Raw genomic sequence first — 14,305 nt, forward strand, 5'->3', positions numbered from 1 at the left:
ATGATCACGCGGCCCGAAACCGCGTAAGCAGCAAAAACAGGCCGACGAGCCCCATCAAAATGGCATCTCCGAATTGCGCGTAGAGCGTGACGGGGCTGGAACGGGGCAAACTGGCGTCAAGAACGCCCGCCTCGCCGAGAGGGAGACTCGCGGTAATCCGGCCATGACCGTCAATCACGGCCGAAATTCCGGTGTTGGCGACGCGCACCAGCGGCAGCCCTTCCTCGATCGCGCGCAGCCGCGCCTGCGCGAGATGCTGGTAGGGCCCGCTCGTCTGGCCAAACCAGCCATCATTGGTCAGGTTGAGCATCAGACCCGGCCGGGGCCCCTGTCGCGGCATCGCCTCGCCGGGAAACACCACCTCGTAGCAGATCATTGGCGCGACCGGCGGCAGGCCGCGGATCGACATGGCTGCGTGGCGCGCGCCGGCGGTGAAGCCGCCGGGCACCGCGACGAATTCCGACAGGCCGACGCCACGGATCAACCGCTCGAGAACGGCCGGCAGATACTCGCCGAACGGCACGAGATGAACCTTGTCGTAGCTGGAGACGATGACGCCCTCGTCATTGACGACCTGCACCGAGTTGTAGATCGGCGGGCGGCTTTCGCCGGGCAGCGTCTCGCCGGCGCGCGCGGCTCCGGTGATGAGCGTCGTGTTGGGCGGCAGCAGCGCCCCGATGCGCGAGAGCGCGGCGGGCGTCCGGCCGAGCAGGAAGGGAAAGGCCGATTCCGGCCAGATCAGATGGGTGACGTCCTGCACGCCCAGCGTCGTCGGGCTCGTCGCCCGGTCGCTCAGCGCCAGATACTGGTTCAGGATCGCTTCGCCGTTGCGGGCGCTGAACTTGGCGTCCTGCGCCAGATTGGGTTGCATCAGCCGCAGCTTGACGCCGGCGACGGTCGGCGTCGGCGCGCCCGGGATGCGCCAGACGCCGTAGCCGATGAGCGCAGCCAGCACGGCGGCGGCCAGCGCCGGCGCGCGCCAGCGTCGCCGGCCGCTTTCCGCTGTGCCGAGCGTCGCGGGCGCTGCGCCGATCGCGACCGCGACCAGCGTCAGCCCGTAAAGCCCGGCTACGGAGGCGAACTGAGCGATCTGGGCCTGGCCCGCCAGCATCATGCCGTAGACATTCCAGGGAAAGCCGGTCAGCACATGGCCTCGCAGCCATTCGCTGCCGGTCAGCATCACCGCCAGCATCAGGATGCGGCCGGCGCCGCCGGGCCAGAGCAGCCGGGCGCAGCCGAAGCCCAAGGCGGGGAAGAACGCCAGCCCCGCCGGCAGCGCGACCACGCCGAGTGGCATCGCCCAGGCGAATTTGTCGGCCTCGACCAGGAACGCCGCGCCCAGCCACCAGAACCCGGCGAGGAAGAAGCCGAAGCCCCACCACCAGCCGGCCGCGAAAGCAGCCCGGAATCGGCCAAACCGCGTCTGCGCCACGCTGCCGTCGATCAGCCAGACCGCGACCGTCATCGGCACGACGATGACGGGCCAGAGATCGAGCGGCGCCAAGGCGAGCGCGCCGCTGGCTCCGGCTGCGAGCGCAAGCAGGCGTTTGCGCCAGCCCCAGGCGAGGATGACCCTGTCGGCCAGCGCGTTCAGACGCATCAGCCGGTTTCCGCAGGCATCGTTGCTTCGGGCGCCGGTTCGGTGCGCCGCTGGATGCTGAGCCGCTTGATCCGTCGCGGGTCGGCCTCGACGATCTCGAACGTCAGGCCCTCGGGACCCTCGATCACTTCGCCCTGGGCCGGCACGCGGCCGGCCAGCGTAACGATCAGCCCGCCCAGCGTGTCGATGTCCTCGGCGACCTCGGTCTGCGAGAGATCGACGCCGGTCGCCTCCTTGAGGTCGTCTAGTGTCGCCCGCGCATCGGCCGAGAAGCGGTCCTCGCCCATCGGCGCGATCGCCGGAGCCTCGTCCTGATCGTGCTCGTCCTCGATGTTGCCGACGACGATCTCGATCAGATCCTCGATCGAAACGAGACCGTCGGTGCCGCCATACTCGTCGATGACGAGCGCGATATGGGTCCGCGTCGCCTGCATCCGGACCAGCAGGTCGACCGCCGGCATCGAGGGCGGCACATAGAGCACCGGCCGCAGGATCTTCGCGGCGGCCAGCGTAACCTTGAGGTCGACGGCTCCGAGATCGTGCAAGGCGGGTTCCGACAGGCCCGCCGCCGCCTCCGTCTTGCCGCGCTCGGCGATGAATTCGAGGAAGTCGCGGATATGGACCATGCCGCGCGGATCATCGAGCGAATCGTCGAAGACCGGCAGACGCGAATGCCCTGCGGTGCGGAACAGCGCCAGCAATTCGTCGAGCGTCGCGTCGGCCGGCACGGCGATGATGTCGGCGCGCGGCACCATTACGTCGCCGACGCGGCGCTCGCGCAGGCTCAGCACATTGGAGAGCATCGCCCGCTCCTGCGGGCTGAGGTCGGCCGACTGGCCGCTATCGCCATCCTGCGCCAGCGCCTCGGTGATGTCCTCGCGGATCGTCGCGCCGCTGCGCATGCCCAGCCGTTCGAGGAACTGCCCGAGCCAGTGCGACACGCCGCGGCCGGCGGCCTCGTTTGGGCCGGGTCTACTGTCGTCGCTCATGATGCTGCGGTCGAAAGGGCTGGAGAAGGCGCGGGTGCGCCGGAAAGCGGTTCGCTGTCGGCATAGGGGTCGGCGATGCCGAGTCGGGCGAGCGCCGCGATCTCGAGGCCCTCCATCCGTTGCGCCTGCGCATCCGTCTCATGATCCTCGCCGAGCAGGTGCAACAGGCCGTGGATCACGAGATGGCTGAGATGGTCGGCGATCGTCTTGTCCTCGTCCAACGCTTCGGACGCGATCGTCTCATAGGCCAGAACGATGTCGCCGAGAACCGGGCTGGTCGCGATCCGGCTTGGCGGCGCGGCCGGGAAGGACAGCACGTTCGTCGCCTTGTCGAAGCCGCGCCAGTCGCGGTTGACGATGCGGATGCGCTTGTCGTCGGTCAGCAGCAGGCTGAGTTCCGCGCCGTCGAGCGGGCGTACCGGCGCGACCGCGAGCGCGGCCTGCGTAGCCAGCGTCACGCGTTCGCGCAGATCGGCCAGTTCGCGCCAGCGTCTCGTCTGGATCCGGATCGCCAAAGTGAGGCCCGGCGTCGTTCCCTGCCGCGGCGCAAAACGCCGCGCGGGAGGTCGGTCTTTCATCGCGGCCGCTCCCGCGACAGGGTGCGCTTCAGCCCCTCGGTGTCGTCCTCGACCGGTGTTGTCGGCTCGGGTGCGCGCATCCGCTCCTCGCGTTCCTCGCGTTCACGGCGCGAAGCGCTCTCATAGGCCATGACGATGCGGCGCACGAGATCATGGCGGACGACGTCGCCCTCCTCGAACTTTGCGTGGCCCACGCCCTCGACGCCCGAGAGCAACCTGACCGCCTCGATCAGGCCAGAACGCTGGCCCGAGGGCAGGTCGATCTGCGACGGATCGCCGGTGATGATCATGCGCGAGCCTTCGCCCAGCCGGGTCAGGAACATCTTCATCTGGACGGAGGTCGCGTTCTGCGCCTCGTCGAGCAGCACGACTGCGTTGGTCAGCGTGCGCCCGCGCATGAAGGCGAGCGGGGCGATCTCGATCATGCCGGTCTGTAGCGCGCGCTCGACATGGCGGGCTTCCATGAAGTCGTTCAGCGCGTCGTAGATCGGCCGCAGATACGGATCGACCTTCTCGCGCATGTCGCCGGGCAGGAAGCCGAGCCGCTCGCCGGCTTCGACCGCAGGACGCGACAGCACCATGCGCTCGACCACGCCCTGCTCGATCAGCGAGACGGCATGTCCGACAGCGAGCCAGGTCTTGCCTGTGCCGGCCGGGCCTTCGGCGAGCACGAGCTCGTTGCGCTTGAGCTGACGCAGATAGGCGTCCTGGGCCGCATTGCGCGCCCTGACAGGACCCCGCTTTCTCGTGACGATCGCGTCGAACGAGGCCTTTCCGGCATTGTCGCTGGGGAAGAGCGAGCGCTGGACGTTGCTTTCCTCGATCGCGCCATCGACCTCGCCGAGCGTCACCGAGGCCCCCGCCTTGGCGCGGGCATAGAGCGTCTTGAGCACGCGCCCGGCCTGTTCGGCGGTCTCGCGCGGTCCCTTGATCGTGACGTGGTTGCCGTTGGGACTGACCACAAGCCCGAGCCGGCGCTCCAGATGCGCGAGATTCTGGTCGTAATGGCCGAAGACGAGGCTCGCCAGCCGGTTGTCCTCGAACGACAACAGGACTTCGGTGGCCGGTATTCCCTCGCGCGTCAGCGCCTCGATGCGTGCGGGCGCGGTTTCGCGCCTTGGGCCGCGGTCGGATCTCGGGTTCACCTGGTCAGCCTGTCCCAAAAGCGTCGTCTCCCTGGCGTGTCATCCGGCCCGGCGGAAGCGCCGTCCCGGCAGTCCAAAGGCATGGTCGCGAAATAGGGTCGTGGAGCGATATAACCGGATGCAACGATTTCACGATGATGACAGATTGCCCTTCGCAGCCTGAAATGGGAGCGTAACGGAGGGCGCTCAAGCGGCAAGCTCCTTCGAGGCTGCGTCGCCCGGCCCGGCCAATCGTCCGAACAGCGAGTTCGACCCCGCTCGCTCGATCACCACCTGCACCCTGTCGCCGATCTGATTCGCCTGGCTGTCGATCTGCACAGCCTGAAGGTAGGGCGACTTTCCCGCAAGCTGTCCGGGATGGCGGCCGGCGCGTTCCAGCAGCACCTCGACGGTGCGCCCGACCATGGCGTGGTTGAAGGCCTGGCGATGATGCTCGATGCGCTCCTGCAGGCGCAGCAGGCGCTCATGCATCAGGTCCGGCGCCACCTGTTCACGCAGGTCGGCGGCGGGCGTGCCCGGGCGGGACGAATATTTGAAGGAATAGCTCGAGGCGAAGCCGATCTCGTCGACGAGCGCCAGCGTCGCCTCGAAGTCGGCGTCGCTCTCGCCGGGAAAGCCGACGATGAAATCCGACGACAGCGCGATGTCGGGCCGGACGGCGCGAATCCTGTCGATCAGGCGGCGGTACTCGTCGGCGGTGTGCTTGCGGTTCATCGCCGCCAGCATGCGGTCCGATCCCGCCTGCACCGGCAGATGCAGGAATGGCATCAGCGCGGGCAAGTCACGATGGGCGGCGATCAGATCGTCATCCATGTCGCGCGGATGGCTGGTGGTGTAGCGGATGCGGGTGATGCCGGGGATCCCGGCGACACGGCGCATCAGCCGCGCCAGCCCCCAGACCGCGCCATCTGGCCCCTCGCCATGATAGGCGTTGACGTTCTGGCCGATCAGCGTGACGTCCTGCACGCCCGAGGCTGCCAGCCGCTCGATCTCGGCCAGAACCTGCGCGACCGGCCGCGAGAATTCCGCGCCGCGCGTATAGGGCACGACGCAGAAGGCGCAGAACTTGTCGCAGCCCTCCTGCACGGTGACGAAGGCCGAGATGCCGCGCGCCACGATGGCCGCAGGTTTGGGCGCGGGCAGGTAGCCGAATTTGTCGTCGGCCGGCAGGTCGGTATCGACGACCCGTCCTGTCTGCGCCAGAAGCTCCGGCAGGCGGTGATAGGCCTGAGGGCCGACGACGAGATCGACCGCCGGCTGCCGGCGCTGGATTTCCGCGCCTTCGGCCTGCGCGACGCAACCGGCCACGACGATCTTCGTATACTGGCCATTGGCCTTCTGCGCGGTCTTCAGCTCGCGCAATTTGCCGAGCTCGGTATAGACCTTCTGCACCGCGCGGTCGCGGATATGGCAGGTATTGAGCAGGATCAGGTCGGCGCCCTCGGGGCTGGCCGTCTCGGCATAGCCTTGTTCGCTCAGGATATCGGCCATGCGCTGCCCGTCATAGACGTTCATCTGGCAGCCGAAGGACTTGATGTGGACTGTCTTCATCGCAGGCGATCGAGGTCTCCAATCCGTCTCCTTACTCCGGTTCGCGGCGGGAGGAAATGACCGCGTCCCTTCGTGAAGCGACCTAGCAACAACCGAGCCAGAAGCGTGGCAGGCCGGGAACGGCTGAGATCACGATGGTCGCTTACCGGAACGGCGGCTCGTCGAAGCTCCTGAGCTTGCGCGAATGAATCGTCGAGCCGGCTTCCTTCAGCTTCTCCAGCGCCGCCAGCCCGATCCTGAGATGCTCGCTGACGGCTCGCTCGTAGAAGGCGTTGGCGGCGCCCGGCAGCTTGATCTCGCCATGCAGCGGCTTGTCGGAGACGCAGAGCAGTGTGCCGTAGGGCACGCGCAGTCGATACCCCTGCGCCGCGATCGTGCCCGATTCCATGTCGACCGCGATGGCGCGCGACAGGTTGATCCGCTTGCGCTCCTTGGTCCAGCGCAGTTCCCAGTTGCGGTCGTCCTGCGTCACGACCGTGCCGGTGCGCAGCCGGTTCTTCAGCTTGTCGCCCGTCTCGCCGGTGACCTCGGCGGCAGCCTCCTGCAGCGCGACCTGCACCTCCGCCAGCGCCGGGATAGGGATATCGGGCGGGACCAGTTCGTCGAGGATGCCGTCCTGCCGGAGATAGGCATGGGCGAGCACGTAGTCGCCGATGATCTGCGTCTGACGCAGGCCGCCGCAATGGCCGACCATGAGCCAGCAATTGGGCCTGAGCACCGCCAGATGGTCGGTGATGTTTTTCGCGTTGGAGGGGCCGACGCCGATATTGACCAGCGTCACGCCTTCACCGCTTCCCTGGCCCTTGGCCCGGATCAGGTGATAGGCCGGCATCTGGAAGCGGTGCCAGGGCGCGGCCATCACCCGTTCGGCGGCGCTGACGTCGATGCCGGCGCGGTCGATCCTGACGCCGCCCGGCGTCACCAGCGCCTCGGCCGTGCCGGCCTCGATCTCCGCCAGCGCGAGCCGCACGAACTGGTCGACATAGCGGTGATAATTGGTCAGCAGCACCCAGGGCTGCACGGCGCGCCAGTCGGTGCCGGTGTAATGCACCAGCCGCCGCAGCGAATAATCGACCCGGACCGCGTCGAACAATGCGAGCGGGCGCGGCTGCCCCTCGACGATGTCGAAGGTGCCGTCGGCGATCTCGTCGCCGACGAGCGAGAGCAGCGGCGTCGGAAAATACCGGGCAAGTTCGGCGGCGGTGACCTTGCCGCGTCCGAGTTCGTCACCTCCGTCAAGCGCGTAGGGGTAGGGGATTTCCTGATCGCTGACGCCGGTTTCGAGCGTCGCGCCATACTCCGCGACGAGAGGTCTCAACTGGTCGAGCAGATAGTCGCGGAACTCACCCGGCTGCGTCACCGTCGTCGAGTAGACGCCAGGTGCTGCGAATTTCGCATAGCCGCGCCGCGTCGCCGCCGGCAGCTTCGAGGGCTCGTAGGTTATGCGCAGCAGCGGGTAGCGATAGCGCGCGCGCTCGTCGGCGTTCGGTGGCGCGCCGGTGTCGAAGAAGCGCTGCAGATCGCCGCGCAGGGCCGCTTTCGCCTGCGCATAGAGGCCATCCAGCCGGTCGATGGCGGCCTCGGGCGTGGCGGCGGTCTGGAAGCTCATCGGGCGAACGCGTCCTCTCGTTCGGCTGAGCTTCTAGAGCATGGCGCGAGAAAGTGGGAACCGGTTTTTGCAGGCGCCGCTCATCGAGAGGCCTAGCGGCCTGGCGTCCGTCGTGACGATAACAGTCCGGTTGACAGGCGCGGCGCGAGCATTTACGAAACCAATCAGTTAATTAACCGAACGGTTTTTCAGATGGCGGCCGACCCTCTTAGCCAGACGCTTTCGGCGCTTGCCGACCCGACGCGTCGGGCGATCCTGGCGCGGCTGTCGCAGGGCGAGAGCTCGGTCAAGGAACTCGCTGGCCCCTTCGCCATGAGTCTGCCGGCCGTCTCCAAGCACCTGAAGGTGCTCGAGCGTGCGGGGCTGATCAGCCGAAGCCGCGAGGCGCAATGGCGGCCCTGCCGGCTCGATCCCGGCCCGCTGCGCGAGGTCTCGGAATGGCTCGAGCACTACAGCCGGTTCTGGGACCAGAGCCTCGGCCGGCTCGAGGATGTGCTGGCGCTGATCAAGGCCGCGCCCCCTGAAAATCCATCACGCTGACAAAACCGCTCCCAAAGAGGCTCATCATGCTCAAGACCGTTCTCGTCAGTCTCCTCGCCGTACTCGTCGTCGGCATCGCCGTGGTGCTGATCCTGGCCGCGATGAAGCCCGACAGCTTCCAGGTCCAGCGTTCGGTGGCGATCAACGCCCCACCCGAGAAGGTCTACCCGCTGATCGCCGATCTCAGGGCGTGGAAGGCCTGGTCGCCCTGGGAAAAGAAGGACCCGGCCATGAAGCGCGGCTTCAGCGGGTCAGAGAGCGGCGTCGGCTCGCGCTATGCCTGGGACGGCGACAAGAATGTCGGTCGCGGCAGCATGGAGATCGTCGAAGCGACAGCGCCGGCAAAAGTCGGGCTCAAGCTCGATTTCATCACGCCTTTCGAGGCTCACAACGACGTCGTCTTCGCGCTCCAGCCGCAAGGCCAGACGACCAATGTCATCTGGACGATGACCGGGCCGACGCCGTTCTTCGCCAAGATCATCCATGTCTTCATGAACATGGACAGGATGGTCGGTGGCGATTTCGAAGCGGGACTCGCTGCTATGAAGGCTGCGGCCGAGCGCCCGGCCTGACGCCTGCCGAACCACAATCCCAGTGGATTCAAGGAGACGCCGATGTTTGCCAAGCCGCAGAAGGAACATGACTGGCTCCAGCAGATGGTGGGCGAGTGGGAAAGCGAGATGACCTGCCAGATGGGGCCGGGCCAGCCGCTCTCGACCACAAAGGGCACGGAAAGCGTGCGCTCGCTCGGCGGTGTCTGGACGGTCGGGGACGGTACGGGCGAAACGCCGGGCGGGACGCCCTGCACCACGGTGATGACGCTGGGCTTCGATCCGGCCAAGGGTCGTTTCGTCGGAACCTTCGTCGCCTCGATCATGTCCATGATCTGGCATTATGAAGGCTCGCTGGAAGCCGACGGCAAGACGCTGGCGCTCGACACGCAGGGCCCGAGCATGGCCGGCGACGGCGCAATCTCGCCCTATCGCGACGTGATGACGATCGTCACGCCCGATCACCGCATCCTGTCGTCGCATACACCCGACGGCCGTGGCGGCTGGACGGAGTTCATGACCGCCCATTACCGCCGCGTGGGCTGAGCTTGCGCGCTTCCCCATAGAGACGACAAGGAAACGACCCATGAAAATCGCGCCCTATCTGTTTTTCGCCGGGAATTGCGAAGAGGCCTTCAAGGTTTATGAGACCGTCTTCGGCGGCAAGATTCTGGCCATGATGAGCCATCAGGGCACGCCGGCCGAGGGCCATGTCTCGCCCGACTGGCTCCCCAAGATCATGCATGCCTGCCTCGATCTCGGCGGCCAGATGCTGATGGCCTCCGACGCCCCGCCCCAGCGCAGCGAGGGGCCGATGCAGAGCGTTTCCGTCAGCGTCACTGTGAAGGAGGATGCCGAGGCCGAGCGCATCTTCAAGGCGTTGTCGGACGGTGCGCGCATCAAGATGCCGCTGGAGCAGACCTTCTGGGCCCCGCGCTTCGGCATGCTGCAGGACCGTTTCGGCACGCATTGGATGATCTCCAGCGAGCCGGCGCAGGCCTGATAAGAGTGCCGGTTCCTGTGATTGTTCTCGGAAACACTCCGTCATCCTGGCCGTAGCGAAACGGAGTGCCGGAATCCATCATAGGGCACTGTCGCGCTTGATGATGGATTCAGGGTCTCCGCTTCGCTGCGCCCGGAATGACGGCGCGTTGATATCGACGGTTGTGTTACCCCAGCACTGCCCAGGCGAGCAGCGCCGCGATCACCCACAGCGCGTAAGTGCCCCAGCGGTTGCGTTGCGCTTCCGCCCGGCCGATCTCCGCGATCGAGGCCTCGTCCAGCGCAAAGCCGTGGCGCGAGGCCTGCTCCAGTTGTCCGAGCACGCGCTCGGCCCGGCCCACGGTTTCCGGCAGCGCCGCCAGGCTGAACGCCAGCGAGTTCAGCCCGCGCCCGGCATCGGCGATCTTGCCGAGCGGACCGAGATTGCGGGTGATCCAGTCGCGCACCACGGGCTCGGCCGTCGTCCACATGTCCAGCTGCGGGTCGAGCGTGCGCGCCACGCCTTCCACCACGACCATGGTCTTCTGCAGCATCACGAGTTCGGTGCGCGTCGCCATGTCGAACAGGCCGGTGATCTCGAACAGCAGGGTCAGCACCTTCGCCATCGAGATCTGGTCGGCGCTCTTGTCGTGGATCGGCTCGCCGACGGCGCGGATCGCCTGGGCGAAATCCGCGACCGCGTGATGGGCGGGCACATAGCCGGCCTCGAAATGGACTTCCGCGACGCGCGTATAGTCCCGGGTGATGAAGCCGAGCAGGATCTCGGCGAGAAAGCGCCGCTCCTTCAGCCCGAGCCGGCCCATGATGCCGCCATCGACGGCGACGAGCCGGCCCTGGCGATCGACGAACAGGTTTCCGGGATGCATGTCGGCATGAAAGAAGCCGTCGCGGATCGCATGTTTCAGGAAGGACTGGATCACGGTGCGGCCGAGCGTCGGCAGGTCGTGGCCAGCGGCGCGCAGGCCCTCGATGTCGGAGAGGCGCACGCCGTCGATCCATTCGTCGACCAGCATCTCGCGGGCGGTCAGCTGCCAGTCGGGCTCCGGCACGCGGAAATCGGCGTCGTCCTTGGTGTTCTCGGCGAATTCGGAGAGCGCGGCGGCCTCCAGCCGCAAATCCATCTCCATCGTCACCGAACGCGCCAGCGTCTCGACGATGCCGGAGAAGCGCAGGCGGCGCGCCTCTGGGGAGCGCGCCTCGGCGAATTCCGCCCCGAAGCGCATCGCGCCGAGATCGCGATGGAAGCGGTCGCGAATGCCGGGTCTGAGCACCTTGACGGCGACCTCCGAGCCGTCATGCAGCCGCGCGCGATGCACCTGCGCGATCGACGCCGCGGCGACCGGCGGCCCGAACTCGGCGAAGACCGCCTCGACCGGCCGGCCATGCGCGGCCTCGATGATGGCCCGCGCCTGAGCCATCGGGAACGGATCCATCCGGTCCTGAAGAGCCGACAGATCCGCAGCGATCCTCATGCCGACGACATCGGGCCGGGTCGCCAGGAACTGGCCGAACTTGACATAGGACGGGCCGAGCCGCGTCAGCGCTTTCGCAAGCCGCGTCGCCGAGGAGCCCGCGCCCGGCCGCTCGATCAGGCGCCCGAGCCGGATCGCGGCCCGCGCCAGTGGCGGCAGAACGGAAGGATCGACCAGCGCCAGCGCGCCCTCGCGCGCCAGCACGAAGCCGACGCGCGCCGAGCGGGCGAGATGGGCGAGAGCGGAGATCATGACGCGAAGTGCCGCCTCACAGCTTCCAGCCGGAATGCAGCGCCACGACTCCGCCGGTCATGGCGGTGAACTTCGCCCGCCGGAAACCCGCATCCTCGATCATTCCGGCGAAGGCCTGCGGCCTGGGGAATTTCCGGATCGACTCGACAAGATACTGGTAAGGTTCGGCCTCGCCGGTCACCATCCGCCCCATCGGCGGGATGACGTTGAAGGAATAGGCTTCATAGACCTTGTCGAGTAGCGGCACGTCGACATGGCTGAATTCGAGGCAGAGAAACCGCCCGCCGCGCTTCAGCACGCGAAAGGCTTCCGCCAGCGCCTTGTCGATGCGCGGCACGTTGCGGATGCCGAACGCGATCGTATAGGCGTCGAAATGGTTGTCGGGCAGGCCGAGTTCCTCGGCATTGCCCTGCACGAAGTGGATGCGATCGTCCTCTGGAAAACGCTTCTGCGCGCGCTCGCGTCCCACGCTCAGCATCTCCGCGTTGATGTCGAGCACAGTGACGTCGGTCTGCGGGCCGCCATTGCCGAGCACCGCAAACGCGACGTCGCCGGTACCCCCGGCCACGTCGAGATGGCGGAACGGTCGATCCTTTGCCGGTTTCAGCGTCGTGATCAGCGCATCCTTCCAGAGCCGGTGCAGGCCCATGGACATCAGGTCGTTCATCAGGTCGTAGCGCCCGGCGACCTTGTGGAAGACATCGTCGACCTTGCCCTGCTTCTCGGCGAGCGGCACGGTCTCGTAGCCGAAATGGGTCGTATCGGAAGCTGCTGTCACGGCTGGGCTGCTCTTGTGCTTTGGTCAGGCGATGCATAGCCAAACCAGCGCGGCTTGTCGCGGCCCGTCTCGACGCATGCTTTAAGAGTGTCCTGGAATGCCCGAACTTCCCGAAGTCGAGACCGTCCGCAGGGGTCTGGAGCCCGCCATGCTCGGCCAGGCTTTCGCCCGCGTCGAGCAGAACCGGCCCGATCTGCGCTTTCCGTTGCCGGCGCGCTTCGCCGAGCGGCTGACTGGCCGGACGGTGACGAGCCTGTCGCGCCGCGCCAAATACCTGATCGCGGATCTCGACGATGGCGAGGCGCTGATCATGCATCTGGGCATGAGCGGCCGTTTTGTCGTGGAGGCGCCCGGCACGCCGCCGACAGAGCCCGGCGCCTATTACAACGAGATCGGCCGGCATCTGCAGCACGACCATGTCGTCTTCCATCTCGGGAGCGGCGCGCGCATCACCTATAACGACGTCCGGCGCTTCGGCTTCATGGACCTCGTCCCGCGCGCCGGTCTCGCGACATCGAAACACTTCGCCGGAATGGGCATCGAGCCGCTCGGCAACGAACTCTCGGGCGAGACAATCGCGAAACTCTTCGCCGGCAAGTTCGCGCCGCTGAAGGCAGCCCTGCTCGACCAGCGGCTCGTGGCGGGCCTGGGCAACATCTATGTCTGCGAGGCCCTGTTCCGGGCTGGCCTGCATCCGGAGGCCGAAGCCGGCTCGATCGCCACCGCGACCGGCCGTCCGCGCGAGGCGGCGCACAAGCTTGCGCAGATCATCCGCGACGTGCTGGAGGAGGCGGTCGCCGCCGGCGGATCGACCCTGCGCGACTTCGCCCAGACGGACGGCTCGCTCGGCTACTTCCAGCATCGCTTCCGCGTCTACGACCGCGAGGGCGATCCCTGCGTGACGCCGGGCTGCGCAACCAGCGTCAGCCGGCTGGTGCAGTCGGGTCGCTCGACCTTCCTCTGCGAAAGCTGCCAACCCAGACGGTAACGACGACGTCACGCCAGGTCCGGGACGGCGCGAACGACAGACACGTCAAGTGATCGCCCAGGCCGGGCGCGCGGTTGTTCCCCGCGATACAGCGCTCGCACGGATTTTGCCGTTTGCTTCCCGAACCGCGACGCGCATTAATCACCGCGCGACTGGAAAAGGGCTGCTGGACAATGAGCTTGAACGTGAACGGCCTGATCGTAGCCGATGACATATTCGCCGCGACGAAGCTCGATCCGCATCGGCCCGTCTATCTTCTGGTCGGCGCCGTCGAAAAGATCGTGGTCAAGCGCGACAACACCACCATGGCGAACGATCCGCGCAACATGGCCCACGCGCTGCGCAACATGAAGGCGATCGACCCCACCATGGCGACGCGGCAATTGACGCCCGCCGAACTCAGGGAAATTTCAAGCTTCATCGACGGCGAAAAGAGTGACGGGTTGCTTCCTGGCGGCTCCGTATCGCCCGATATTTTGACGTTCGAGCGGGATCTGAAGGTCGTCGGCGGCGTGAGCTGGGTTAAGACCGCCTTCTTCGAAGGTTTGATCAATCTGGAAGGCGCTGCCGCCAAGGCGCGCGAGCAGGGCAACAAGAGTGGAGTCAGGGCCATCGCGGCGGCATTGACCGCGATCGGCGGGCTCGAGAAACTTGGTCAGATCCTGGCGGTCGACGCCTTCAACGGCAATGACGACCGGTTCGATTTCAGCAACCAGCCGGTCGTCAACGCCGGCCTGAACCGCCTGACAAACCCTGGAAATGTCGGCCTCTGCCTGCAGAACAACGTTTTGCGGCCGGTCGGCATGGACGCCTATGCCGGCGCGGCCGAGTTCCGCTCCCTCGACAAGGCGGGGCAGCCGCCGCGCGAATGGTCCGGATATCGCCTCAAGGACGATCAGCGCGGCTGGCGCCAGCGCTTCTGCGACGAGGTCGCAGCCGACATCGAGACTATGCTGGGCCCGCGCAACCGCAAGCTCCTGTTCGCCGCGACCAACCGGCTGCCGAAGAATGCCGGCCAGCGGCTCGCCACCGGCATGGATCAGGGCATTGTCCAGCTCAAGACCAAGCTTCAGACCATTCGCGACCCGCGCCAGGCCCCTCCCGGCCTGATCGGCCGCATGGTCGCGCTCGGCTGGGCAAAGCCTGCCCCGCCGCCTCGCCCCTGAGCGCGCGGGGCGTGTCATGCGGACCGCCACCGCCCAGAGCGCCGTGCGAGCGTGCGCATGGACCGCCTCGTCTCGCCCCGCTAA

14 protein-coding genes are annotated in these 14,305 nt (G+C 66.9%); 6 read left to right on the forward strand and 8 right to left on the reverse strand.

Translation table 11 applies throughout. The features are described 5' to 3' along the window. Window positions 1-4: 4 nt before the first annotated feature. From lnt to AC1DZY_RS23125, 6 genes are all read right to left on the reverse strand, one after another. Entirely contained in the window at window positions 5-1,600 is a 1,596-nt protein-coding gene (lnt, locus tag AC1DZY_RS23100) for an apolipoprotein N-acyltransferase (protein ID WP_476822505.1), read from the reverse strand. Further along, window positions 1,600-2,589 (reverse strand): hemolysin family protein, encoded by a 990-nt coding sequence (locus AC1DZY_RS23105; protein ID WP_476822506.1) that lies wholly within the window; start codon window positions 2,587-2,589, stop codon window positions 1,600-1,602. Before AC1DZY_RS23105 ends, lnt begins: the two co-directional genes overlap by 1 nt. Beyond that, entirely contained in the window at window positions 2,586-3,167 is a 582-nt protein-coding gene (gene ybeY, locus AC1DZY_RS23110; RefSeq protein WP_476822507.1) for an rRNA maturation RNase YbeY, read from the reverse strand. The genes AC1DZY_RS23105 and ybeY overlap by 4 nt, the downstream gene beginning before the upstream one ends. Next, on the reverse strand, window positions 3,164-4,261 hold the full coding sequence (locus AC1DZY_RS23115; RefSeq protein WP_476822558.1) for a PhoH family protein: 1,098 nt from the start codon (window positions 4,259-4,261) through the stop codon (window positions 3,164-3,166). Before AC1DZY_RS23115 ends, ybeY begins: the two co-directional genes overlap by 4 nt. A gap of 237 nt (window positions 4,262-4,498) precedes the next feature. Further along, window positions 4,499-5,863: a tRNA (N6-isopentenyl adenosine(37)-C2)-methylthiotransferase MiaB gene (miaB, locus tag AC1DZY_RS23120; RefSeq protein WP_476822508.1), complete on the reverse strand. Its 1,365-nt coding sequence runs from the start codon at window positions 5,861-5,863 to the stop codon at window positions 4,499-4,501. A gap of 142 nt (window positions 5,864-6,005) precedes the next feature. Next, window positions 6,006-7,472 (reverse strand): AMP nucleosidase, encoded by a 1,467-nt coding sequence (locus AC1DZY_RS23125; protein WP_476822509.1) that lies wholly within the window; start codon window positions 7,470-7,472, stop codon window positions 6,006-6,008. A gap of 192 nt (window positions 7,473-7,664) precedes the next feature. Between AC1DZY_RS23125 and AC1DZY_RS23130 the strand changes: the two genes are divergently transcribed. From AC1DZY_RS23130 to AC1DZY_RS23145, 4 genes are read left to right on the forward strand one after another with little or no spacing between them, the layout of a single operon-like run. Continuing rightward, window positions 7,665-8,012, forward strand: a complete 348-nt coding sequence (locus AC1DZY_RS23130) for an ArsR/SmtB family transcription factor (RefSeq protein WP_476822510.1) — start codon at window positions 7,665-7,667, stop codon at window positions 8,010-8,012. Window positions 8,013-8,038: 26 nt separating this feature from the next. Then, window positions 8,039-8,584: an SRPBCC family protein gene (locus AC1DZY_RS23135; protein ID WP_476822511.1), complete on the forward strand. Its 546-nt coding sequence runs from the start codon at window positions 8,039-8,041 to the stop codon at window positions 8,582-8,584. A 42-nt stretch (window positions 8,585-8,626) separates the two neighbouring features. Next, window positions 8,627-9,109 carry a DUF1579 domain-containing protein gene (locus AC1DZY_RS23140; protein ID WP_476822512.1) on the forward strand — a complete coding sequence of 161 codons (483 nt, stop codon included), beginning with the start codon at window positions 8,627-8,629 and terminating at the stop codon, window positions 9,107-9,109. A gap of 40 nt (window positions 9,110-9,149) precedes the next feature. Next, entirely contained in the window at window positions 9,150-9,566 is a 417-nt protein-coding gene (locus AC1DZY_RS23145) for a VOC family protein (protein WP_476822513.1), read from the forward strand. Window positions 9,567-9,732: 166 nt separating this feature from the next. Here the strand turns inward: AC1DZY_RS23145 and ubiB are convergent, their stop codons facing one another. Both ubiB and ubiE read right to left on the reverse strand, forming a co-directional pair. Further along, window positions 9,733-11,289, reverse strand: a complete 1,557-nt coding sequence (gene ubiB / locus AC1DZY_RS23150) for a 2-polyprenylphenol 6-hydroxylase (RefSeq protein WP_476822514.1) — start codon at window positions 11,287-11,289, stop codon at window positions 9,733-9,735. 16 nt (window positions 11,290-11,305) lie between these two features. After that, entirely contained in the window at window positions 11,306-12,067 is a 762-nt protein-coding gene (ubiE, locus tag AC1DZY_RS23155; RefSeq protein WP_476822515.1) for a bifunctional demethylmenaquinone methyltransferase/2-methoxy-6-polyprenyl-1,4-benzoquinol methylase UbiE, read from the reverse strand. Between the two features lie 97 nt (window positions 12,068-12,164). Between ubiE and mutM the strand changes: the two genes are divergently transcribed. Next, window positions 12,165-13,055: a bifunctional DNA-formamidopyrimidine glycosylase/DNA-(apurinic or apyrimidinic site) lyase gene (gene mutM, locus AC1DZY_RS23160; RefSeq protein WP_476822516.1), complete on the forward strand. Its 891-nt coding sequence runs from the start codon at window positions 12,165-12,167 to the stop codon at window positions 13,053-13,055. A gap of 185 nt (window positions 13,056-13,240) precedes the next feature. Continuing rightward, window positions 13,241-14,221 (forward strand): hypothetical protein, encoded by a 981-nt coding sequence (locus tag AC1DZY_RS23165; protein WP_476822517.1) that lies wholly within the window; start codon window positions 13,241-13,243, stop codon window positions 14,219-14,221. The last annotated feature ends 84 nt before the right edge of the window (window positions 14,222-14,305 follow it).

This window comes from Allobosea sp. P2_A10, from assembly GCF_056405115.1.